Genomic DNA, 24,636 nt, shown 5'->3' on the forward strand with positions numbered 1-24,636 from the left:
ATTATATAAGCTAACCGAAAACTACCAAAAATGCAAAACACACTTCTGTATCAAAGATTTATCAGATCTAAAAATCTAAATCGTTTTATATGTTTATTAGCTTTAGCGCTGATTTTTCAGTCGGGGCTTATTAAAGCACAGGCGCCCGGGGACACGATTTTCGTAAAAGGCTTTAAGTATGGAAGTACAACGCGCGATACGATGATTCAATTTCCTTCATCGAGCCTTACTTTCGAAAAAATCATTATGAAGTACAATATGCGTTGCAAAAATAATCTGGTGTCAACGCAGGCAGCTCCAAATCAAGGCTGTGGAGAGTGGGATTATTCCTGCAATACCTATATAGTAGATTCAAGCCGCATCGAAAACGAATTAAACATAGCCCCTAAATATGTGATCTCTAATTTTTCAGGCAATACGTTTAATTATACCAGTCTGCCTGTTTATGACTACTGGAACTTTACACAAACACAGGTAGTTTTAGGAAATGTAATCAGCGAAACTTCTCATACTTTAAGCGCCGGCACAACAGCGGTTCCAAACTTTTTGAAAGCAAGCGAACGGTCGGGCCACTCACAGCTGTTATATACAGCTGCAGAGCTTACCAGTGCCGGGTTTACAGCGGGTAATATCGATGCATTTTTATTAAATGTTGCAAACGCCGGTGGACCAGTTCACTTTTTAAAAGTTGGAATTCAAAATACTTCACAAACTGTTTTAACCGCAAGTGCCGTTACTCTTACAGGTTTCACAAACGTTTACAATGCGAATTATACTTTTACTGCAGGTGCTAATCGCGTTCAGTTTCACAGTCCTTTTGTGTGGAATGGAACGAGTAACATTTTGATTGATTATTCTTTTACAAATACAAATGGTGCTACATCACCTGTATTTAATGGGTCTGCAGCAGCTGGTATCATGAGTCTGTATGCAAATAACAATTACGCTTTAGATCTTTCGGCCTCTGGTCACGTAAACATTAACACAGTTGCTTTAGCGGCTATAAGTAACGAATTAAGTATTTCACTTTGGGCTTATGGAACAGCAAGTCTTATGCCTACCACTACATCTATTCTTTATGCCACGGACGCCAATGCCAATCACCGTCAATTAAATATTCATTTGCCTTGGGACAATAACGATGTGTATTTTGATTGCGGGTATGTAGGAACTGATTTCGACAGGATACAAAAAACGTCTGTAGCTGCAGAGCAGGGGGGACAATGGAACCACTGGACTTTTACTAAAAACGCAAGCACAGGCCTGATGGCCATTTATTTGAATGGAGCTTTATGGACTTCGGGAACAGGAAAAACAAGAGCCATTTCTATTTTAAACATGGTACTTGGAAAAACAGTTGACCTAACAAACAACTACAAAGGAAAAGTAAATGAACTGGTTATCTGGAGTAAAGAATTATCACTGGCAAACGTTCAGGCATGGATGAAAAAGCCGATAGACGCATCGCATCCTAACTATGCGAATCTTGTAGGGTATTACAAAATGAACGAAGGAAGCGGCTTAATTTTAAACGACAGTAAAAATAACGCAACTTCTTTGGCAAGTAATGTTCAATGGACTTATGAACGGGGTGATAAATTAAACAGAATGTTTTATGAAACGAACTTAAGACCAGAGCTAACTTTTTTAAGAGGTACTTATGCCATGACTACCACTACGGTTACTGTGAAAGATTCGGTAGCAAGAAATCCAAACATTGTTCTGCAATACTCTATTACTTCCAATGCTTCGGCGTCTCCTGCTATTAATGATGTAGTTCAGCTTGTTTCAACTACAGGGTTATACCAGGCATTAGCTTCAAATGTTTACAATGGAGATACAGGGGTTCTTACCGGAACAATTGCTGTAGCTACGCAAAGCAGTTTAACCATGGCAGGTATGAACTATTATAAGCGTTACCCTTATTATAATGAAATTATGTCATTTGTTACTCCTTACGGAAAAGGGCTTACTATGACGGCTAAAGGAAAAAGCTGGTACTTTGACGTAAGCGATTTTGCACCCATCCTGAAAGGCAAAAAGCGTTTGATGATGGCATTGGGTGGAGAGAACCAGGAACAAATGGATATCGATTTTTGGTTTATAGTTGGAACACCGCCGCGCAACGTGGTAGAATTTAATCAGCTTTGGCAGGGTGCTGCGCGTGCAGGTCAGGCAAATATTGGAAGTATAGTAAACGATACCCGCTACACAACACAAACAGTTTCTATAAATAGTGCAGCACAAACATTTAAAGTACGTTCAACAATTACCGGCCATGGTCAGGAAGGAGAATTTTCGCAAAGTGGTGGAGTGATAAACCATTATTTTAATGTTAACGGCGGCGCAAATGAATTCAGCTGGCCCATCACTTTAAAATGTTCTGCGAATCCTGTTTACCCGCAAGGAGGAACGTGGATCTATATGAGACAGGGTTGGTGTCCCGGTATGGCTTCGCGACTTACTGAAAATTACATTACCCCTTTTGTAACGCCAGGCTCTACTGTTACTTTGGATTATAATTGTTCAACGCCAGCCAACATAAATGGCGATTACAGATATATTGCGGCGCACCAGCTTGTAAGCTACGGAGGGGCTAATCATACGCTCGATGCAGCTATAACGGACGTTTTATCGCCGAGTACAAAAGTGCTTTATTCACGTCAAAACCCGATGTGTTCTGATCCTTTGATCTTAATAACAAATACTGGTTCTGGTCCGGTAACAAGCATGGATATTGATTATTGGTTGAATGACGCAGATGAGAAACAAAACTTTCAATGGACAGGTAATCTTGCTTTTATGGATACAATCACCATTAAGTTACCTGTAGGATCGCTATGGTCGAAAGGTTTAGTGCCGGCCAATAATATATTTCATGCAGAAATTAAAACAGTAAATGGCGTAGTGGATCAATATGCTTATAATAATAAATATAACTCTGCTGTCGCTATTCCAGATGTTCTTCCGGAAGATATTACCGTAGAATTTAAAACCAACGTCAATTATTTTGAAAACAGTTATCAGCTTTTTGATAGCGAGGGAACAGATGTTTCATTACAAACTCCTTTAACTTCTGCAAACACATTGTACACCGATGTTTATAGTTTAAGCGGGTGTTATACTTTGAAAGTTCAGGATAGCGGAGAAGACGGATTATCGTTCTGGGCTAACACTGCGCAGGGTTCTGGTTTAGTTCGGATTAAAAATAGCGCTGGAACTGTCATTAAATCGTTTAATATGGATTTTGGCAGCGGCTTCGAATATAGCTTCAGTACTGTTCCGTCTGATTTTGTTGGTTTGAAAGAACAAAATTTTGCTTCCGGAATTAAGATGTATCCAAATCCCACTCACGACAAATTTTTTGTGAATGGAAAAAATTTAGAAGGTAGTACTATTAAACTCATTGATCTTTTAGGAAGGGAAATTTCTGTTCCTGTAAGCAATGATAAATCAGGACTTGTGTTTGATGTGAGTTGTCTGAAAGCCGGAGTTTACCTGGTTTCTATAACTTCCGGAAAACAATCAGCAATTAAAAAGATCGTAGTGAATTAATTAGAATTTTTTTCAACTATGGGCCCGCATCTTTTTGCGGGCTTTTTTATTTTCGGCGCCTGGAATGTTTTTTGCGATTACCAATAGTTGGTTTAATAGTGTGACTTTAAAAGAATGGATTTTGATCAGGATAACAATGAAATACGAATTTAAGGTGAAGCAGGTTTTTCTATTTTGTATATCACACGGCAACTCATTTCAACAAAAGCAGCAAAAAGAAAATGATGGCCGTTGGGAAACCCTCCCTGAATTAGTGTTACAGGGCATAATCTTTGCTTTTTTTGAAAATATTTCTTAGGTTTATGGTAAATCTCCAGCCTATTTACACGAATGAACATAAGCACTAAATGCTCCGAAATTTCCATAGCCATTTATTAAGAGTTTTTACTTTCCTCTGCTTATTTGTTGTGTTATCCACTCAGGTTTCCTTCTCCCAAAACGAAACTAAAAAATGGTATTTTGGATCTGCAGCCGGACTGGATTTTGTTAGCGGCACACCTACCATGATAACTACCAGTTCTATGGCAGGCTATAGAGAGGGAACTTCAAGCGTGGCCGATGCTTTTGGAAATTTATTGTTCTATACTGATGGCGCAACCGTTTGGGATAAAACCAATCAGGTAATGGCTAACGGTAGTGGCTTATTCGGAAGTGTTATTACCACACAATCTGCTTTGGTCGTTAAAAAACCGGGTAGCGCAACCATTTATTACGTTTTTACTTTAGGACCACAAGGCAGTTTATCCGGACTCTGGTATTCTACCATAGATATGTCACTGGCGGCGGGAAATGGGTCTGTTACCGTAAAAAATACTTTAGTACATACCCCAAGTTGTGAGAAACTTACCGGCACTAAACATTGCAATGGTACCGATATTTGGGTGGTGTCTCACGATTACAACAGTGCTAATTTTCGTTCTATTTTAATTACTGCCTCGGGTGTGAGCTCAACAGCAACGCTCACAACAATTGGTTCAGTATGGAATACGCGCTATATGAGTTATGGCTCTGCAAAAATTTCGCAAAACGGAAAAAAATTAGGCTGCGCGTTTTATAATCAGTCGCTACCCTATGGAACTTTTGAGGTATATGATTTTAACAACGCCACAGGAGTGCTTTCAAATCCCTTAACTTTACCTATTCCTCTATATTTCCCTCCGCAGCCTATATGGACAGGGCAATCACCGCCGCCGCCACGAAAATTGTTATCGCGACCGGAAGTTTGTTTTCCGTATGGGTGTGAATTTTCGCCAGATGCCAGTAAGTTTTACGGTTCAGGAGCAGGAGATTTAGTTTTTTATCAGTGGGACCTTTGCGCCGGATCTGCCGCCAACATTACTAGTTCAAGATACGCCATCACGTCCTTTACTAGTTCTGCGCTTCAGTTGGCGAAAGATGGAAAAATTTATGTAGCGCGCCTGGGGCATCAAACTATAGGGGTCATTAATAATCCCAATCTCTCTGGCGCAGCCTGTAATTACGTGGCTCAGGGACCCTCCATCGCACCTGCTCTTTGCTCTTATGGCTTGCCAAATTTTATCTCTCAACCACCGCAATCTTCTTTCAGCGTATCCATAAACGGTGCGGTTAGTTGCAATAATGTTTTTTTTACTTTGCCTTCGCCACCAACTATCACAACTACAGCCTGTGCAAGTACCGGCTATAGCGTCACTAGTTTTGCCTGGTTCTTCGGCGATCAGTCTTCCGGAGCATCAAATACGTCCACGCTAACTAATCCTTCTCATTTATATCCCGCTCAGGGTATTTATACTGCCAGTCTTGTTTACAGGTATACAAATTCCTGCGGTGGCGCCAGCACTGATACCTTAAAGCAGGAAGTAAAAGTAGGTTCGCCACCTTTACTTAGTCCTATGGGATTTAATATCTGCAACGGAAATTCTATAACCCTTTCTTTAAATGGCATGCAGAGTTATGCCTGGAATGAGGGATCTAATGCATCCTCTATCGTTGTTAGTCCAAGTATTACCACAACTTATACGGTATCCGGAACAGACGCTGTTGGCTGCCCTTATGTTTCTTATCAAACCGTTGAGGTTTATAATTCTCCCACGCTTACGGTAAAAGGCCCCACAGTTACCTGTCCCAATTACCAGATCAAACTCACGGCTTATGGTGCCAATACCTATTCCTGGAACACCGGCTCTACCACTTCTGTGAATCTTGTTATTCAAACGTCGACAGCTACAACTTATACGCTATCGGGTATTACAAATGGCTGCGTAACAAAGACAACCGTTACTGTTTTGCAAAAGAAACCCGATGTGCTTATCAGCGGCGGGAATGTTACTGTTTGTCCGGGAACCGCTGTAACGCTTACAGCCAGTGGAACTCCCATTTTTGCCTGGAGCACAGGAGCTAACACAAGCACAACAACCATTACACCTACTAAAACGATGGTTTATTCTGTGCAGGGTATGGATAACAAAGCCTGTACAAACACAAACTCTGTGACTATAACCGTGCAGACAAAAACGGTCGCTGTAGATTTTACTTATCCCTCGCCGGTTTGCGAAAGTACGCCCACATTGGCGCCTGTGTGGGCAGCAGGTTCTGACTCGAGTGGCAAGTACTCTTCTTTCTTTTTTCCGGTAGACTCTATTACCGGTAAAGTGGATCTGACATCCGTAGGTGCCGGAATTTATTACGTCAATTATTATCTTCCAAAAAAAGCCTGCACCGATTCTGCAACTAGTGTAGCTTCTGTAACTGTTGTTTCTGCGGTTCCTCTTAACCTCACTCCTGACCTTGCTATAACTCCAGGATCAAGTGTGGCTTTGCAGGTGAGTGGCGGCATCAACTACAACTGGAGTCCTGCTGCTTACCTGAGTTGTACTAACTGTGCTGAGCCTGTCGCTTCACCACCAGAAAATACAACTTACTGCGTGGTTTCCGATTCAGGCTCTTGTGTTAGTAAGGCCTGCGTTACCATCTCAGTAACCTGTGAAACAAAAAATGATTATTCTATGCCGAATGCTTTTACTCCCAATGGCGACGGCATTAATGACCAATACTGCCTCAAAGGTTGGAGCGCTTGTTTAAACTCTTTTCACATCATGATCTATGATCGCTGGGGCGAAAAGGTATTTGAATCTTCAGATCCTGATTTCTGCTGGGATGGATTTTATAAAAATGTAGCTTTAGCTAGCGATGTTTTTGTTTACGTAGTGAACATTAAAAAAACCGATGGCTCTACGCTTGATAAGAGTGGAAACATTCATTTGATTAGATAGCTTTCTTAACGTGGAAATTCAGACTTTCCATGGTTTACTAATTACTTGCTTCTGATGCCCCATGTGTATTTTTAAAGGTCGAAATACGACATTAAATGTTAATAATCAGGCACTTAACATGTAAAAGAGTAATTTTGCAAAAACCCGAATAAACTATGAAAAAAACAAGTACCCTATTTTGCCTCATTACTTTGGCAACGATCAACAGTTCGTATTTAAGTGCACAATGTGGTAGTCCTGTAACGCTTGGCACTTCGTCCAACATGCTTACCAAGGCCCAGTTCAATGGTAACACCGTTGTAGCGGATAAAAACCTGAACACTGTAATTTTTATACACCGTAATAATCCTACAAACTTCGGTGGCAGTTCAGGAAATTTAAGATACGATATCTCTACCGATGCAGGCGTTACGTGGACCAATAATGTCGGCACTCTAAATCCCAACTTAACAAAACAAGCGCGTTATCCTAACATCGCTCTTCATAACCCGGCGAATAATACCGACCCTAACAATGCTTATCTCACCTTTATGGCCCCAACTCTCAGTAATGCGGGTGCGTGGAGCGGTCTTGTAACAGGCGGGCAAAAGCTAAATGGGAGTGGTAATACGGAGGCTTACATTCAGCCAGCCACAACCAACTATATTTCCGGATCTTTAATAAAAGGAGCGCCAGGAGTTTTTTGGGCAACAGATTTCTCTTATAATGGAACTCAGTTTACCGGAAATATTTTTGTTTACAAGGGTCTATGGAATTCAACTAGTAACAGCATTAGTTGGAGTCTGAACAAAACGTTCAGTCCTTCCTTTAATCTTTCTTATTCAGGAAATCCACCTTTGGGCGAATGCAATATTGCCTTTGATCCTACAGGGATGATCGGGTGGGTATGTGTTACCACGCATCCTAATTCTTCGTCCGGCGCCTACCGCTATCAACCCATGTTTTATAAAACAGTGGATGGGGGTTTAACCTGGAGCAGCGGGATGGTTGTTGATCTGGCCCAGTTTAGTTGCATTACAGGTGGCTTGGGGGCAAATACTGTTCCTGGTGTTTATTATGCGAATGATTTAACGGTAGATGTTTACGGACATCCGCACATGATCCTCACTGTTGGAGCCAGCGATAACACTTACGGTATATCCAGCAACCAATGGCATCATATACTAGATGTTACGCAACAACATGGCGTGTGGACAGCCTATGACGTAGCAAATGTTATGGCGGAAGTTGCAACTATATTTCCTGGGTCTCTTGGTTCTAACATGAATCAGATCATGCATCCGCAAATTAGTCGCAGCTCCGACGGTACAAAAGTATTTTTCAGCTGGACGGACAACATAAATTATCCACTAGGGTTTGCCAACATGTTCCCTGAACTTTATGCGAAAGGATTTGATGTGGTACAAAATAAGTGGACTGCGATAAAAGATTTTACAGATTGCAGTTCCACGGCCACCGGACAAATCTTTTTTCCGCACATGGCTGCCGAAGTACTCGAACCATCCAGCGGCAATTACAAACTTGCAGTTGTATACGCCCAGTTTTCAGGCGATCCGGATGATCAGGGAAACTTTAGATTTTTAGATAACGCAACGTTTAGCAGTACAGATTTTATAAACAGCCAGGTTTTACTTAATCCGCTTACCGTTTCTCCGGTAGGAACAGTTGCTATTTGTTCAGGAAATTCAGCAACGCTGCAAGTGAGCGGTAATTACCAGGACATACAGTGGAGTAATGGTTATTCCGGCTCTACAAGTTATGCTAATAGCCCTGCAGTGTATTATGTTGGTGTGCGCCAGGGATGTAACGTAGGATGGGATAGCGTAGTAGTAAAAACACTTAGCCTCACCCTGTCTTCTGCTACCTTAAATGCTTGTAAAGGCATAGCGCAAACCCTCAGTTTGACCGGAACCGCGCTTGGATATACATGGACACCAGGACCATTAATAGGATCAAGCGTAACACTAACGCCCGTTTCAAATGTCATTTATACGGTTACCGGCGTGGGAATTAATACCTGTGTAGTCACTAAAACTGTCAATGTAGTAGCAAACCCTTTACCCACTGTAAACATAACCAGCAGTCAGAGTGTTATTTGTGAGGGGGAACAAGTGATTCTTGAAGCCTCAGGAGCAACAAGTTATTCATGGAACTCAGGAGCTTCCACAGCTACTGTTTCGGTTTATCCTTTGTCTACAAATGACTACATGGTAACGGGATATAGTAATGTTGGCTGCGTTGATACTTTTACTTTTAGCCAAGTAGTAGATGCCTGCACAGGAATTTCGAAAATCAACAATACGTCTCACCAGCTGCAGGTGTATCCGAATCCTTCTGCCGGTAAAATAACGATCCATTCAACCGTGGCTGTTCGCGTTAGCTTGAGTAACGAACTGGGACAGGTACTGCAAATTGTAGAGCTCACTGCTGAAAGCAATCAAACAGTTATTTTACGAAATCTGGCACCTGGGATTTATTTTTTAAGTGATGGATCTCAACTGCATCATAAAATAGTCGTTCAGAACTAATTTTTATAGAAATTTTAAAACCCTTTGGTCTGTATTTATGGATCGAAGGGTTTTTGGTTTGTAGTATCTTGGAATCTCTATCTGAGAATAACACATCATATAGTAGCCTCAAATTATGAAATAACATGATTATGTGATTGTATTTTATCCATTCTTCTTTTAATTTTAAAATCATAGAAAAGAATTAGTGAAATTGCATTCTACTAATAATAAAGTAAGCGTGTTGCCGAAGGCTTCATTTTTTGGGATACTCTTATTATGCCTGTTTAGCAACTCTTCTGCGCAGTTTCATGCACCCCATTTTTCGAGGATAGATAAAGGCAAAGGCGCTGAAACGAGTTTTCCTATGGATGTTGCGGTAGATAAAGACTACCGTTACTGGATTGCCACCTTTAATGGTTTAATGGAGTACAACGGAACGAGTTTTAAGAACTATCAAATGCCCTTTTCGCAGAATGGAATTCTGGGTTCGGCCTATCTCTTTCGTTTGTGTTTTGAGAATGACAGTATTCTTTGGATAGCCCATGGCGGTGGAATAGCAAAGTTTGATATTTACCGCAAGCAGTTTGAATTGGTCCCCATTCCTCATATTCCTGCAAACACTTCTCTTAATTTTATCGAATCTTTTAAAGATTCGGAGGGGAAACTTTTTTTTATTTCCACCCAATTAAAACTTTTGTACTATGATGCGAAAGAGAAATGCGTAAAACCCTTTGGAGAGATAGACCAGTCTAAAACAGGATTTATTTTTAAGGTTTCTGAAAGCAAAGATAAAAAGTACTACCTGTTTCACTCAAAAAAGGGATTACTACTTTTTGATAAAAAAAAGAAGTGCATAGTAACTGCAAAAGAAAGCCCCGCCGAATATAAGTGGTTTTTTAGAAAAGAATTTCAATGCGCTTTAAACGACTTTGCCGAGATAGGCGAACAAAAATACATTTCGCTTTTAGACACTGTAACACACTTATACTCTGTTATAAAATTTAATGAACGTACAAATGAATTCGGCGAACTACCTATTAAATCCAACAAAGGACGTTTGTTTTTTGTAGACTCTTTTAATAAACTCTGGATCTATGGTTTTGGAGGCAAAGATGAAGCATGTTTGCATGACCCGGTTACAAATACCAGTTATCTGCTGCCTGATAAAGAAATAAATTCGTCGGAGGTGGATTTTAGTTTATGCTATAAAATTGTAGAAGATCACGAGAATAACATCTGGCTATGCACAAATACAGGACTGTTAACCTACAACCACCGTCAAAGCAATTACACCATTATTAGTAAAGACCTGCCAAAGAACATTTACAGTTATATCGAACAAATTGACAGCTCTCATATTTGGTTTGGCACCTTATTTAATGGAATTTATGAATACGACGTGCGCACACGCACATTCAAAAATTATAATTTTTTAAAATCCGGCGGCGATATTTCTTACAATGACATTTGGCAAACCATTAAAACAAAAAAAGGAGATCAGATCTGGATCCTTCATCAGGAGGGTAAAATAACGCGGTATGATGTTAACAAAAAAAAGTTCTATCATTACAACGATACGCTTTTTAATGGCGATGCTATGTCGTTTTCGGATGACGATGAAGGCCATAGCTTCTTTGTAACAACCGAAGGCAGAATTATTACCTACGATAAAAAAACAGATCAATTCAGGCTTTTGCTTCATTTAAATCAGGTGGAAGGAATTTCTGAGGATATTGAAGTGAGTGATGTCGTTGGCATAGGAGACAAAACACTTATTTTAAGCACATCGGGTGAAGGTTTAATAAAGTTTGACCTCAACACCCGAACCTATAAAGTAATCAGGGTAAACTCAAAAGATCCTACTTCGGTGCGAAGCAATATAATTAATATGATGATGCGCGCTGATAAGCAATTGATCTATGCCGGCACCACAAATGGCATATTCTCATATAATGCAAATACCGATAGTATTCACAACTATAATTATTCCGACAGGTATAATCTTGGGTTTGTATATCAAATAGCTAACGATAAAAATGAGGACTATCTCTATTTTATTGGCACTAGTAAATTGTATTGGCTGAATTGGAAGACCAAAGATATTATTGACCTTGGCCGGCGTTCGAACATTGAAAGAGCTAACCTTACCGAAATTTGCTACAGCTCTAATTTAAATAAGTTGTATGTTATTTCTGAGGAATCTATTTACGAGGTTCAGGTGAACCAAAGTGAATTCAGCACCGATTTAAAACCTATTTTGTATTCACTTGAAAGTTATGACAAGATTTTTTACATTAAGAATGATGGGGAAATTTTTCTTGAACATGGCTTCAATTCTTTCCGGCTAAGTTATGGAGCATCCACCTATCGTTATAAAGACGATTTGGAATACTTTTATGATTTTGACAATAGCGGCTGGATTCCTGCATTAACAAATGAAATCGCTTTTAGCAATTTAAGAGGTGGCGATCACCTGTTTAAATTAAAACTGGTTTATAAAGGCAACAGAAGTATTAGTCATGAAACATCTTTTACCATTCATTTAAAGAAAAAATTTCACGAAACGGTTTGGTTTTATCTGCTGATTGCCTTGCTGATACTTACTTTTTTTTACACACTCTACAGGATAAGGATAAATCGACTACTCGCTGTTGAAAAGGTACGTTTTCAATTATCCCGAGACCTTCATGACGATATGGGATCAACATTGAGTACCATAAATATTTTGAGCGAGATGGCTAAGAATAAATTAGCGAAGGAACCAATAACTGCTCAAAATTATTTAGAGAAAATATCTACCTACAGTCAGGTTATGATGGACAGTATGGATGATATTGTTTGGAGTATTAACCCCGGCAATGACACTATGAGTAAGGTGCTAAACCGTATGAGAGAGTTTGCCAACAACATTCTCGAAGCAAAAGATATTGAATTGATCTTTGTTACGAGTTCGCAGCTGGATGAGCTTAAACTCAACATGGCTCTGCGCCGCGACTTTTTTCTTATTTTCAAAGAGGCCATTAATAATGCCGCAAAGTATGCAGAATGCACAAAAGTTAAAGTGGAATTAAGTGTCAAAAATAAACAGCTGTTATTAAGTATTATGGATAACGGGAAAGGATTTGAGTGGAAGAAGGAATCAGAAGGCAATGGTTTAATGAACATGAAAAAAAGAGCCGAAAAAATCAAAGCGCAATTTGAACTCAACTCATCCGCCAACGAAGGCACCAGAATAGAATTACGTTTGAATTTAAATTTATTATGATCAGGATTTGCTTATACGAAGACAATAAACAACTACGGGATACTTTGTGTTTATTAATTGAAGGAGACGATAACTTTAAATTGGAAGCCTCATTTGCGCATTGTATGAATGTGCTGGACGATTATAAAAGATACCGCCCGGATGTGATTCTTATGGATATTGACATGCCAGGTATGACTGGCATCCAGGGTCTCATTCATCTGCGCTTTGCGGGATTTACAGAGGTAAAGGTGCTGATGCTTACCGTTTTCGACGACAATGAAAATGTCTTCGAAGCAGTGAAGAACGGAGCCAATGGTTACATACTCAAAAAAACGCCACCCTCGCAACTGTTGCAGTATATTCATGATGCTTTTGAAGGGGGTGCTCCTATGACCTCCAGTGTAGCGCGGCAAGTGCTGACCATGTTTACGGATGTTTATAAACAGAAAAATGATTCGTATAATTTGAGCGAACGTGAAAGAGATGTTTTAAAGGCGTTGGTTAACGGATATTCTTACAAAATGATTGCGAACGAATTGTTTATATCCATTGATACGGTTCGAAGTCATATCAAAAAGATCTATGAAAAGATGCACGTTAACAGTAAAACTGAGGCTGTGGCTCTTGCCTTCCGAAACAATCTCCATTAAGATCGGGTACTGCCAAAGTAACCAACAGATTTTTTTTCTTAACACTTTTTTGCAAGTTACTACTCTAAACTCACACAGATATGTGATTGATAGGCGAAGGCAAATGCACCAACTTTGTCGAAAAAAAAATGAAAACACTATTTTTGCCAGTAATCAGCGCCTTTTTATGGATGAACATCCAAATCACTTCCGCGCAAGTTAGCAGCTACACGTTTAGTCAGTCGCTACAGTCTTACGGAAATCCCAACAATGGTTCCCTGGTTGGAACAACAATGCAGGACGACGATGTTAACACAGCCGTTTTGCCGTTTAACTTTGTCTACAACGGCACAACATACACAACAGTTAATGTATGCTCAAACGGTTATTTAAGTTTCGGAACTCTTTCAGGTTTTGAGTATCAGGCTATTTCTGATATGTCTACAAGTAACATTCTTGCACCGTTTGCTCAGGATATGTTTATGGGTACTGTGATTAAAGGTGACCTTAGCTCGGGAAGTAATTCCGTTGTGAATGTAAGTTCCCTGGGAAATTTAAGCGTTGGAGATTCTTTAATGGACATATTTTTTGATTTTGGCGGAAGCACTCCCATCATTACAGCCATCACGGGCAATACCATCGTGTTAAACATTAATTCGCTTAATACTGTTTCGAATCAGGATATGTTTATTATGAACGGAGTTATTCGTCAGAATGTTACAGGTACTTCACCCAATCGTATCTGTGAGTTTGAATTTAGAAACATGTGCCGCTTTACTGTGTATGATGAAAGCATTCATTTTAAAGTTAAATTGTATGAAACCACAAACAAAATTGAGTTTTTGTACGGAAATACCATACCAGGACTTTCAAGTGCTTCGCCCGAAGTTGGTTTAAAAGGAGCAAACAACCTCGATTACAATTCACGTCTCGTAAACTCTTCTAATTCTTGGTCTACTTCGATTGCATCCTCATTTATTTCAGATGTCTGTGATTTTACACCAAATAGTGCGCCTGATCTTGGATTGAGTTATGTATGGTCTCCTACCGTGTGTGTTAACCCTACACTAACTATTAGTTCTTCAAACCCTTCAGTATGTGTGGGTCAGACAGTAACTTTAACTGCAATGGGCGCTGCAAGCTATAGCTGGTCTACCGGCTCTACTTCTTTAAACACAAGCGTTTCTCCAACAGTAAATACAACCTATACAGTAACTGGTTTTGTTGGAACCTGCAGTAGTTCTTTAACTGTGCTTCAAAGTGTAACACCACTGCCAACGCTCAGTATTGCACAAACCAAGACATTAATTTGTAAGGGAAATTCAGCTACGTTAACGGCAAGTGGAGCCGCAACCTATTCGTGGAGCAATGGTTCCAATGCATCTTCTATTGTGGTTTCCCCTACAGTAACAACAACTTATACTCTTACAGGAGCTAATTCTACCTGCGTTTCCAAAAAAATCATTTCTCAGGTTGTAAGTAATTGCACGGGGATAGATGAGGCGAAAACTAGCGTCGAGAACCTGAACGCCTATCCAAATCCATTTGCAAATAAACTAACTGTTCAAAACCCCTTCAGCCGAACTGTAAGCCTGAAATTAATGGATATGACGGGAAGACTTGTATATGAAAATACCATAGAGGCGGGTACTAATCAGGCTATAGATACTGAACGTTTAAATACAGGAATGTATGTTCTGTTACTTGAAGAAGGAGATAATAAGCTCGCAAAAAAAGTCATTAAACACTAAAAATGCCGAAAAATATAAATGGCCATCCGTTCCAGGATGGCCATTTCATTGAGCTACCATTGCTCTCATAGGGCATTTCAAAGGTCATAAAGCAAAAAAGCCACTCAAAGAGTGGCTTTTTTGCATTTTCTGTGATCCCATTGGAGTTTAAAAATATTACTGGAATTTTATGATAAGTTTCTGGACTATTGTTTTAATACGGAAGACTATAAGAAAGGGTATACCGGAAAATTAATTAAAGATCTGAAAGCATTTTTGAATTGGGCCACCGAAGAAGGTTATAATATCAATCTCGAATTTCGAAAAAAAGCCTTTAAAAAACTGACAGAGGAGCCTGAAATAATTTATCTCACTTACGAAGAATTGATGAAATTGTACAACACGACTTTAAAGCAAATACCCGGCTTGACCAGGTTAGAGATGTGTTTTGTTTCGCTTGTTTTACAGGTATGCGTTATTCCGATGTTTTAGCGCTCGTTCCAGAACACGTGCATAAGGACTTTATCAATTATAGGATCGTAAAAACAACTGTTAGCAATACCCTTCCGTTAAATCCATTCTCTAAAGCTATACTGAAGAAATACAAAGGGAAATTAGGTGACAAGTGTTTACCTGTGATCTCCGAGCAAAAAACCAATGATTATCTGGAGGAGGTTTTTATTGATGTAAAATTAAAAGCGAATGGTTCAAAAGATAAACTTCCAGGGTGCAAAAGTCATAAAAGTCACGGCGCCCTTACATGAAGTTGTTACTTATCACATTAGTAAAAAACCTTTATGACCAATTTCCTGGCTAAAGGTGGAAGCCTATTAACTGCGACGTCTATTACAGGCAATAAAGATTTAAAGACGGCCCGCCGATATTACAAAGTTGTAGATACCTTGAAAGCTGATGAAATGGCGAGGGTGTTTGGGAAATAGCCTCGTTTACAAATATTGACCTAATTATTCACCAAATCGCGGGTTTTGCACTTTTCTATACATGTTCGGCGAACATATATAGTTTTTAGGCAAAATCCATATATAAGTTTGCAAATTGTCTTGCATTTGACTTGTATTTGACTTGCATTTGTTTACAAATATGTTAAAATCTATACATATCTCAAAAACATGTATAGAAAATAGCGTTTTTCTATATATATATTTGTATTTACATTAAGTATGATCAAGTCTTTACCACCCGAAGGTCCTGTAGAAACGGTTAAAATCCTGCGCAAGCTAAATGAGGCGCATCGCTACCTAGCTGAGTTAAAAGGTGTGGCGGCGTCCATTCCAAACGAGCGTATCCTTATTGACACTTTGTCCTTGCAGGAGGCAAAGGATAGTTCTGCCATTGAAAATATCATTACTACCCACGATGAGATTTATCAGAGTGACTACGACCAAAGTTCTTTTACCTCCCCGGCAGCGAAGGAAGTTCACAGATATGCCCAAGCACTTAAGCTTGGCTTCGCCGAGGTCAAAGCTAAACCGTTTATTACCCTAAATCTTATCTTGCAGATGCAAGAAGTAATAGAATCCAATAAGGCTGGTTTTAGAAAGGTGCCTGGTACAGTATTAAAAAATGAGCAGAACGGGGAGTTTATTTATACGCCACCTCAGCACCCAGATGAAATAAAGTCGCTCATGTCAGATCTCGAAAAATTTATCAATGACGATGAACTATACAAGGCAGATCCTTTAACGAAAATGGCAATTATTCACCATCAGTTCGAAAGCATACATCCGTTTTATGATGGCAATGGACGTACCGGTCGAATCATAAACATTTTGTACTTGATCAAATGCGAGCTTTTAAATCTTCCCATTCTCTATTTAAGTAGATATGTTATTAAGAACAAAAATTTATACTACCAACTGCTTCAGGACACACGGGTAAAAGGCGAGTGGGAGCCCTGGATTTTATATATGCTGGAAGGCGTTGCCCAAACGGCTAAGGAAACAATCGTGCTCGTGAAAGAGATCAAAAAGCTGATGATCGAGTACAAGCAGCTCATAAGAAGCAAGCAACCGAAAATATACAGCCAGGATCTCTTAAACAATCTTTTCAGGCACCCTTATACAAAGATTGAATATATTATGAATGATCTGCAGGTGAGCCGCCTGACAGCGACCCGGTATTTAAATCTCTTAAGCGAAACAGGCATTCTCGAAAAGATAAAAATCGGAAGGAACAGTTATTATCTGAATAACCGATTGTTCTCTCTCTTGCACAACAAAAAGTAACGACTATAAATTTTTCAGCAGCGATTTAGTATAACAGATCACTACAGCGAGGCCTTCTACGTAGGCAAATTTGAACAATAGTATCCTTCTGGAAAATTAAAGTGCTCTGCTAAAGCTAAAATGGACAGAGGAGAATGGTAGGTGTAAAAGATCTTTTCGTCGCGATTCAAAATTATGAACCCATTTTCCGTTTTTCTTCCCGTCTAAATAGTTTCCGTCTACAGTCTGAAACGGGTAGTTGTTTCCTGAAGCCTCGCATTCATAGTGAAACTTCCCATTGTAAACTCTTTCGCTGTCTTCGTTCTCTTAAAGCAAAGTATAAAGCCTAAAAAACGCCGTAAGCCTATATCCGACCAAAAGGGATTGGAAGCCTTTGCGATTAATCTAAAAGAGGTAAGGGCGAAGTACGCATATAGTCAAGTGCAGCTTGCCTACGAAGCAGATTTATCTCTTAGTCAAATCGCAAGAATTGAAACAGCTAAAATTAATCCTGGTCTCAGTGCAATTTTTGCGATAGCCAGGGCAATGAATGTTCCGTTGTCTGAGCTTTTTGATTTTAAACTATGATAGCAGCTTGTTAACAAACTGCTATATAACATTAAAATTTCAAAATATTTTTACATCTCTTGAATTTATACGGTGGCTTTACCTGCAGATGTTTATTGGTTTTCATCCATATAATTTTCTAGGCAGTCATTTCAATACTCTCAAAGTCTTGCCTCTCTTCATCAGTTAAGTTGAATGTGGTAAGTACTTTCGACTTAAGCATATTAAATTCAGCGGTATACTTTACATTGTGTCGATATAGATCAAGAAGAAGGTAATTGTAGGTAACTTGATGTGCATTTTTTTCTGTAAGATATAGCGCTATTTTTATAGCCGTGTCGATATCTTTAAGTTTAAAATATATTACGGACAAATTATGAAGTTCGAGATTATCATTTCCCGAGTGCAAAATGTGATTCTGCACAACTAGTTTGCGGAGAATAGTCGCTTGAATATTAAAACCCTTTTCTTCCATGAAATCTGAAAGTGTGCCTACCAAAGTGGTGAACCGATTTGTTACTAGGGTATCTTGAATTTCATTCAACCTTATCCGGTTATCTTCAATTTTTAGTAATGGTTGAAAGAATTGATTCGAGGATTGTAAAAAACAATCAAAAAAAAACTCTTTATAAAAATGTTCTAGGGAATCCGATAAGTGATGATGACCGAAAACATACTCTGAAAGCAAAACGAGTGATAAACTTAATTTTTCAAATAGATTTGCATGGGAACTTAATATTGACTTTATATGTGATGAATAGTTACTCGAATCAGCACTATGCTTACCTGTTGAACTTCTTCTCGCACTCAAATCAATGCCAAATAAGGCTTTCATCGCGACACACTTCCCTTGCAGATTTGTGGTATTAAAAATTTCGATGCAACGTTGAAATGTTTCTTCCGAACGATTTCGGGATAATTGTCCCAAAGCTTTGATAAAATATAATCGCAAGTTAATGTCGCTTGGATAAGTTTTGTCTAATAAATGAGCGAGAGTTTCTGGATTCCCAGACCGGCACTGCAGAAACAACTCAATAATTGCTATTTTATCAGTTATCGCAATACCAACATCTAAAAGCTTGTTTTCAAAAAACGCGTGGACTTTTCTAAAGCTATGATAGTGATAACTTTCGCTGCCCGATAGTGTTGGTATCACGACTTTCACTCGATCAATAACATCAGAATCAACAAAGCAATTCCAGAAATGACTACGCGCACTATCACTCTTTGTCTCAATCCATTGCCTATATTGCTCCTCATAGAGATTTATGTCATTTGGGGATTTATAGCTAGACGGTGTTTCTGGAAATGGCTCGCCATCGAAAGAAGATATTTCCAGAGCCACCATTTTTTCTACACCTTGTAATTTTTGGAATGGATCAAACAGATACTGCGTTAAATAATCTGTAGTGTGACAAACTGACTTGAATATTGCTTTAAGTCTCTGATAGAATTCATGAAATTTGGTGAGGGTAATGCCATTTATAATTTCCTCCAACTCGCTAACTGTAAATGTGGTGTCGATATGACCACATACTTTGTTGCGCGCATACCTTAATTCCGAAATGTGATCGTTAAGCTTGAAATTAAGTTTGAATTGAGCTAATATTTCATCAGCTTCTCGAGTGCCATCATCTATATTACTTGTAATGTGAAAATCGAAACCCGCTTCATACTGTGAAGACGTATCTGTAATATCAGTTCGTGTAAAGAAATTATCTACATAACTCAATAGATCTGTAATAAATAATTTAATAAAAGGAGCTACAATATCAGTATCATTTTTTAATTGCTCAATCATTGTCCACTCATAATCTATTAGCAGTTCTAAAGACTTAAGAACACCCGCTTTTGTATGAATCATACTGAAATTCAAGAGACCACCAGAGTTTGGCCGCGTGAGCGAAAGAATATCTGATGCAATACTGGGAATTTGCTCAAGATTAAATTTTTCATTAACATCAATGATTTTTGAAGTAATACCAAGTGTGATAGTTGCTGGCAAATAGGGTATAAATCCGGGAACAAAATTAAATTGACCATATATATCAATAGGTACTTTAGTAAAAAAACTCGCCTTATCTGCGTTTATGTCAGACCAAGCCTCCAATCTTTTACCAAAATCCAAGTACTGGAAATGAGCTCCATATTTGTCCCGCTGCAACTTGAAATGGTCATTGTAAAGTTCTTGCAAGGTATTTAACTCCTTTTTGATTGCTTTGCTATTTAGAGTATGCTTATTTACTGAGAAGCCTAATTTCAGAAAATCATCTATACGCATAGCGATCAATCTAGCTATCGATCTCTTAAAAAAAGTAGAATTATTTATAGCGAGGATATGTGATGTAACATCAATTTCTTTTAATATATAGTGTAAGTGATAAATGCTCATGAAAAACTAGTGAATCTTATTTAGTTTCTTGTGTATTAATGAAATTGTTGTCATTATGTCTAATGCTTCGTCTTCGGTTATCGCCCATACCACTTTTGGAGCATGCGCTGTCGTGTTTCTAAACATGCCGAAAACTCCTTTAATCAAATTAGCAAATCCTTTTTGTTCACTTTGTTCTGTTTCGGTTTGTAAAGAATTTATTTTAATCAGTGGCGTATTAACTGATAGAGCTTTTTCAACTAATTCTGAACCATCAAGATTTAGGTTCGTCCTTTGCCGTATTTCTTCAGCAATACTTTTAACAGCCTCAAAAACTGAATGGAAATAGTTCTCAGTGATTAGTTCCGAATTGCAATACTCGTAAATTTTATGGTGGATATTTCTACTTTCCAGTTTAGATTTAAATCTATTTATTCGCTGTTCTGCTTCAGTTATAGTTTTGGAAGTTGTTACTGGGTTAAACACTCCCGCATCGTTAAGCATTAAACCAATAAAAGAAAGCCGCTTGTTCAATTCTGCTCTAATACTTTCGTATTTATCATTCTGTCCTATATAGCGAGAGGGCTTCATCGCTAGATTAATGAATTTTAAAATACAATTCGAATTTTGATTTTTATTTTGATAGTTAACGAAACTGTTATGAAGTCGTTTCCATTTTGTGTTTGCAGGATCAATGTCACTAAGCCCTGATTCAGGAATGAACTTAGATAACTCTGTTCCGGTTAGTCCTTGTCCTGTATCAGCTAAAATTTTTGCCAGCGCTTCTAAAGTACCACTTTCGATTGGGTTAAATATTTTTTTTGTCATATATTCTAATACATTGTTTTTCAAATTGTTTAAAACTCTTACTGTTAGGTCAAACTGTTCTTCACGATTGAATCTAACTATGTTATTATTCTCAACATGAGGCTTTCGAACTAAATACTAAATTTGTTATAAATTTTCCAACGGGAAGTTCTTCCCACTCAATATTGGGTTGTAATTTTTGCATGATTATAATTACTAAGATAAAGAATAAGTTATATAGGAAGGACTTTAATAGAGAGAATGAATGATAGAAGACATTAAATACAAAGGATACTGGAAATTGCCCACAGATTCAGATTATAAGGTTAGTGGTGAACTTTCATTTACTAAGGAAACAGGGATTCAATTGGCTCTACTTGGTAGTTTGACCGGAAAACATAGTGGACGTCAAAATTATAAAGCTATACAAGGGTTCACGTCTGATGGAAAGTTAATCACTGTGTTCGACTGCAATGGCGCGAGCGGTCATTCTAATCCAGGATTTACAACCTCATCTTTCAGAGGAGAGTTTATGTTCGTTGGAGCCCATTATTCAAAGTTGGAAGATCTTATAATTGAAAATACTGCAATCCACTTTTTGCTTTTAGATCAGTGGGTTGATATACACGGTATAGAAATTACGGAACTAGAATACAAACCTTATAGAGTTCAAACAACATATACTCATCCGCCAAGCATATCATTGTACTCAGACGATGAAAAAGAAATTCTCATTTGGTTTAGTTCAACCAATCCCTTAATGGGAGATATTTTGGACATTACTATCGCACAAAAGATTTATATTAACATCAATTATAAATCTCCTACAACTGTCAAAGTAATATTAACGGACATTCAGAAGTTTCGAAACTTCTTGTCATTCGGATTATCAAGAACTATAGTTCCGACGGAAATAAAATTGTATCCCAAGGCTGGTGAGCATGGGTCACAGTTCATTTATAAAGAAAGTTATTATCCTAAGATTAATAATGCTAAGGAACATATATTTGATTACACAACACTTTTTAAATATCTTCATATTCAAAAAAATGCTCATGAAGTTGTAGAGAGATGGTTTCAAAAATATGAGATACTAAGACCTGTTTTTGATCGCTATTTTGATTGCATTTATAACCCTACACTTTATGAAGTCAATCAGTTTCTAAATCTAATGTTTGCGATAGAAACCTATCATCGACGGACAACTGTTTCGCATAGTTTCCCCGTAGAAAAATTCGAAGAATTAAAAAACACTCTTGCTGTAGCACTCCCACAAGGAAAAGAATACTCTGAATGGTTCAAGAATAAGTTTAGCTATGCAAATGAGGTTTCTCTACGGCAGCGTTTGAAGGATGTTTTTAAAGAATTCAAAGAAGTTCTGGACGAACTCGAATCCAAACCTAAAGAATTTATTTCGAAAATAGTGCAAACCAGGAATTATTATGTGCACTATGACGAGTCTTCAAAATCCGGCATAGTAACTGAAGAAGAATTCGAGTCGGTTAATTCTACACTTGTAATTATCTTGCAGTTGGTACTACTTAAAGAACTCGGTTTTAATATGGAAGATAGTAAGGCGGCAGTTAAAAGATCCTTGCCGAACTGGCATAGATTTAAACATTAGAAGAACAACACACATGTAGTTAACCCATAATTACTTTTTAAGAAAATCTTCTCCGAGAAATTGTTTTTTTGGAGAGTAAAATTGCTTTTCGGTCTGGTTGATTGTTTGCAGATTTACATCTTTGACAATGGTAGAATCGACGTCTAAGGTATAAGGCAAGTTTTGGTGCGTCGCTAAAAAGCAGGTGTGTATGCCTAATGGAAGTGTAACAAAATTTCGTTGCTCCAAATGTCCTAACGTCCTTTGTCCTGGCGTTGCTGGATTGTTTGATAAATAGTATGGGTTGTCTGAAGTTACAAAATAATCGTTACCCTTGGAGTAAAGAAAAGTCCAATTCATATTAAGTAGTGCGTTTGCGCCGGCTTCAATAGTTTCAAGCAAAAAGGACTTGGTCATGTCCGCAGTATTAAATTCCCAATGATCTGGATTAAAAAATTCTTGAGTGTATTCCTCCGACAAATTAAATTTTGCTTTAATATTTTCAAATGCCTTTTCGTTCGTATGATATGCTCCAATAATTTGTTTCAAAACATTAGAAGAGAATCCACTCATTGCATTTATAAATGAAGGTACTCTGGTTCTCATAAGCATAGAGAATATTGAAAAAAGTGATTTTTCTTCTTCTGTGAGCGGTATTCTTTTATGGATTTTATTTTTTATGATTGTTGAGACGAGGTTTTCTATCTCAGCAAGTTTTTTTTCGATAAGATCAATTTTATTTCCATCATCGTCGCTAATAACATAATAATCATCTATAAAGCCCACGTTTTTGGTCCCCTTGTGCGCCCATTTTTTTGTTGCCTTAGTATAATACCAAATTTCTTTACTTCTACCCTCGGGAATGTTAGGGTCCAAAAATAGTTTTAGATAAAATTCTGGAACAATATGTCCTTTAGCCATTAATGAATTTTCAAAGTGCAAATACTTATGGGATTCTGCCATAAGGGCAGTCATAATTTTATTTCATATTGAGGCATAAGCCCCATTACTGTATTTTTATTGTGGGTTGTTAAAGATGATGCGCCAAAAAGAGTTGGGCCCGGAAAAATATTTACCAGTCCATGCGTCTCATGTGAATGGTACAAGTTAACTAGAAAAAGTCCTGATACTGCTTTCAACACATTTTCCAGTTTTGCATGTTTGTAGTGAGTATGCCGCTGATGTTTTACTTTATTGTTTCCGGTCCACCAGTCAGGTGTTTTATCTTTTTTCCATTCAGAAAAGGGCACATAGCCAATTTCAAATTTTAAAATGTCGACCTCAGTCTTCAATAGTTTGGGAAATTTTTTCCGAAAGAAGCGTCTATAGCCAGCTTCATTTTCGGCTTTGTCCCCATACTTTGCACAAATTTGTTTTAAAATGACGTCAATTTCTTGTGTTGCTGTCATAAGTATTCTTGCGGTTTCAATGGAATAGCATTCGTAGTTATCAGGAGAAAATTCAATATAACGACTTAATTTATGCACGTCCTGTTCGATCGAGAGAAAATACGTCCAATGCGATAAACTCATAAAGTTCTTTTTTGTTGTGTGATATAATAAATATACGCCTATCATCTGTACTTTGCAAAATAGCCTAATTAGCTAATTTCACTAATCCTAAGGCATGAAAACGAGCGAAAACTGAAACATTGTGAAAACTGAAACATTTACTGAAACATTTTTGAGCAGAAATAAGCGGAAATGATCACAAATGAGCAATAAAAGGCTTGAAAACCAATAAAAAAGCCTTGGTAACAGTGTTAGTTTTGATTGTGAGGATTAACTGCGTTGATCCCATAGGGCATGTCAAAGGTCATAATTCAAAAACTCACCGCCTTTCAGGCGTTGTTTTTTTGTTTTCCAAACACTTCACTGAAAAGCAAAGCTTTTCGCTTGTGTCTGGAAAACAAAAAAGCCACTCAAAGAGTGGCTTTTTGCATTTTCTGTGATCCCGCTGGGATTCGAACCCAGGACCCCTACATTAAAAGTGTAATGCTCTACCAGCTGAGCTACGGAATCATTTAAGATTTATTATCACTTTTCGCAGGAACCGTCTTTGATTTGCTAAGACATTTCGTGTGCGGGCCCGAACAAAGAACGTAGTCATTTATTCGGGGTGCAAATATAGTAGACTTTTAT

Annotated in this window: 16 protein-coding genes and 1 tRNA gene; 12 read left to right on the plus strand and 5 right to left on the minus strand. The window is 38.2% G+C overall.

Going from position 1 to position 24,636, the window contains the following annotated elements:
• The first annotated feature begins 30 nt into the window (after nt 1-30).
• The 11 genes from CNR22_11330 to CNR22_11380 all read left to right on the plus strand — a co-directional run bounded on the left by CNR22_11330 (nt 31) and on the right by CNR22_11380 (nt 17,735).
• Nucleotides 31-3,555 (plus strand): hypothetical protein, encoded by a 3,525-nt coding sequence (locus CNR22_11330; protein ID PBQ32337.1) that lies wholly within the window; start codon nt 31-33, stop codon nt 3,553-3,555.
• A 64-nt stretch (nt 3,556-3,619) separates the two neighbouring features.
• Nucleotides 3,620-3,853 carry a hypothetical protein gene (locus CNR22_11335; protein PBQ32338.1) on the plus strand — a complete coding sequence of 78 codons (234 nt, stop codon included), beginning with the start codon at nt 3,620-3,622 and terminating at the stop codon, nt 3,851-3,853.
• Between the two features lie 49 nt (nt 3,854-3,902).
• Entirely contained in the window at nt 3,903-6,806 is a 2,904-nt protein-coding gene (locus CNR22_11340; protein PBQ32339.1) for a hypothetical protein, read from the plus strand.
• A 155-nt stretch (nt 6,807-6,961) separates the two neighbouring features.
• The gene (locus CNR22_11345) at nt 6,962-9,334 is read left to right on the plus strand and encodes a hypothetical protein (GenBank protein ID PBQ32340.1); all 2,373 of its coding nucleotides are present in this window, start codon (nt 6,962-6,964) and stop codon (nt 9,332-9,334) included.
• Between the two features lie 187 nt (nt 9,335-9,521).
• Entirely contained in the window at nt 9,522-12,581 is a 3,060-nt protein-coding gene (locus CNR22_11350) for a hypothetical protein (protein ID PBQ32341.1), read from the plus strand.
• Nucleotides 12,578-13,213, plus strand: coding sequence for a DNA-binding response regulator (locus CNR22_11355; GenBank protein PBQ32342.1), 636 nt, complete (start codon nt 12,578-12,580; stop codon nt 13,211-13,213). Before CNR22_11350 ends, CNR22_11355 begins: the two co-directional genes overlap by 4 nt.
• A gap of 86 nt (nt 13,214-13,299) precedes the next feature.
• The gene (locus CNR22_11360) at nt 13,300-14,943 is read left to right on the plus strand and encodes a hypothetical protein (protein PBQ32343.1); all 1,644 of its coding nucleotides are present in this window, start codon (nt 13,300-13,302) and stop codon (nt 14,941-14,943) included.
• 255 nt (nt 14,944-15,198) lie between these two features.
• On the plus strand, nt 15,199-15,414 hold the full coding sequence (locus CNR22_11365; protein ID PBQ32344.1) for a hypothetical protein: 216 nt from the start codon (nt 15,199-15,201) through the stop codon (nt 15,412-15,414).
• Nucleotides 15,393-15,686 carry a hypothetical protein gene (locus tag CNR22_11370; GenBank protein PBQ32345.1) on the plus strand — a complete coding sequence of 98 codons (294 nt, stop codon included), beginning with the start codon at nt 15,393-15,395 and terminating at the stop codon, nt 15,684-15,686. Before CNR22_11365 ends, CNR22_11370 begins: the two co-directional genes overlap by 22 nt.
• Before the next feature lie 417 nt (nt 15,687-16,103).
• Nucleotides 16,104-17,168, plus strand: a complete 1,065-nt coding sequence (locus CNR22_11375; protein ID PBQ32346.1) for an addiction module protein — start codon at nt 16,104-16,106, stop codon at nt 17,166-17,168.
• 318 nt (nt 17,169-17,486) lie between these two features.
• Nucleotides 17,487-17,735 (plus strand): transcriptional regulator, encoded by a 249-nt coding sequence (locus CNR22_11380; GenBank protein ID PBQ34883.1) that lies wholly within the window; start codon nt 17,487-17,489, stop codon nt 17,733-17,735.
• Between the two features lie 118 nt (nt 17,736-17,853).
• Here CNR22_11380 and CNR22_11385 read toward each other — a convergent pair whose 3' ends face one another.
• Nucleotides 17,854-19,995, minus strand: a complete 2,142-nt coding sequence (locus tag CNR22_11385; protein ID PBQ32347.1) for a hypothetical protein — start codon at nt 19,993-19,995, stop codon at nt 17,854-17,856.
• Nucleotides 19,996-20,112: 117 nt separating this feature from the next.
• Nucleotides 20,113-20,913: a TIGR02391 family protein gene (locus tag CNR22_11390; GenBank protein PBQ32348.1), complete on the minus strand. Its 801-nt coding sequence runs from the start codon at nt 20,911-20,913 to the stop codon at nt 20,113-20,115.
• A 244-nt stretch (nt 20,914-21,157) separates the two neighbouring features.
• Here CNR22_11390 and CNR22_11395 point away from each other — a divergent pair, with 244 nt between their 5' ends.
• Nucleotides 21,158-22,516, plus strand: a complete 1,359-nt coding sequence (locus CNR22_11395) for a hypothetical protein (GenBank protein PBQ32349.1) — start codon at nt 21,158-21,160, stop codon at nt 22,514-22,516.
• A 30-nt stretch (nt 22,517-22,546) separates the two neighbouring features.
• On the opposite strand, the gene CNR22_11400 is transcribed toward CNR22_11395, so the two are convergent.
• The 3 genes from CNR22_11400 to CNR22_11410 form a co-directional block, all read right to left on the minus strand.
• Nucleotides 22,547-23,470, minus strand: coding sequence for a hypothetical protein (locus CNR22_11400; GenBank protein ID PBQ32350.1), 924 nt, complete (start codon nt 23,468-23,470; stop codon nt 22,547-22,549).
• The gene (locus CNR22_11405; protein PBQ32351.1) at nt 23,467-24,072 is read right to left on the minus strand and encodes a hypothetical protein; all 606 of its coding nucleotides are present in this window, start codon (nt 24,070-24,072) and stop codon (nt 23,467-23,469) included. The genes CNR22_11400 and CNR22_11405 overlap by 4 nt, the downstream gene beginning before the upstream one ends.
• 371 nt (nt 24,073-24,443) lie before the next feature.
• Nucleotides 24,444-24,516 (minus strand) — tRNA-Lys (locus CNR22_11410).
• Nucleotides 24,517-24,636 lie beyond the last annotated feature (120 nt).

This window comes from Sphingobacteriaceae bacterium, assembly GCA_002319075.1.
In the GTDB taxonomy this organism is placed as follows: Bacteria; Bacteroidota; Bacteroidia; order B-17B0; family Aurantibacillaceae; genus Aurantibacillus.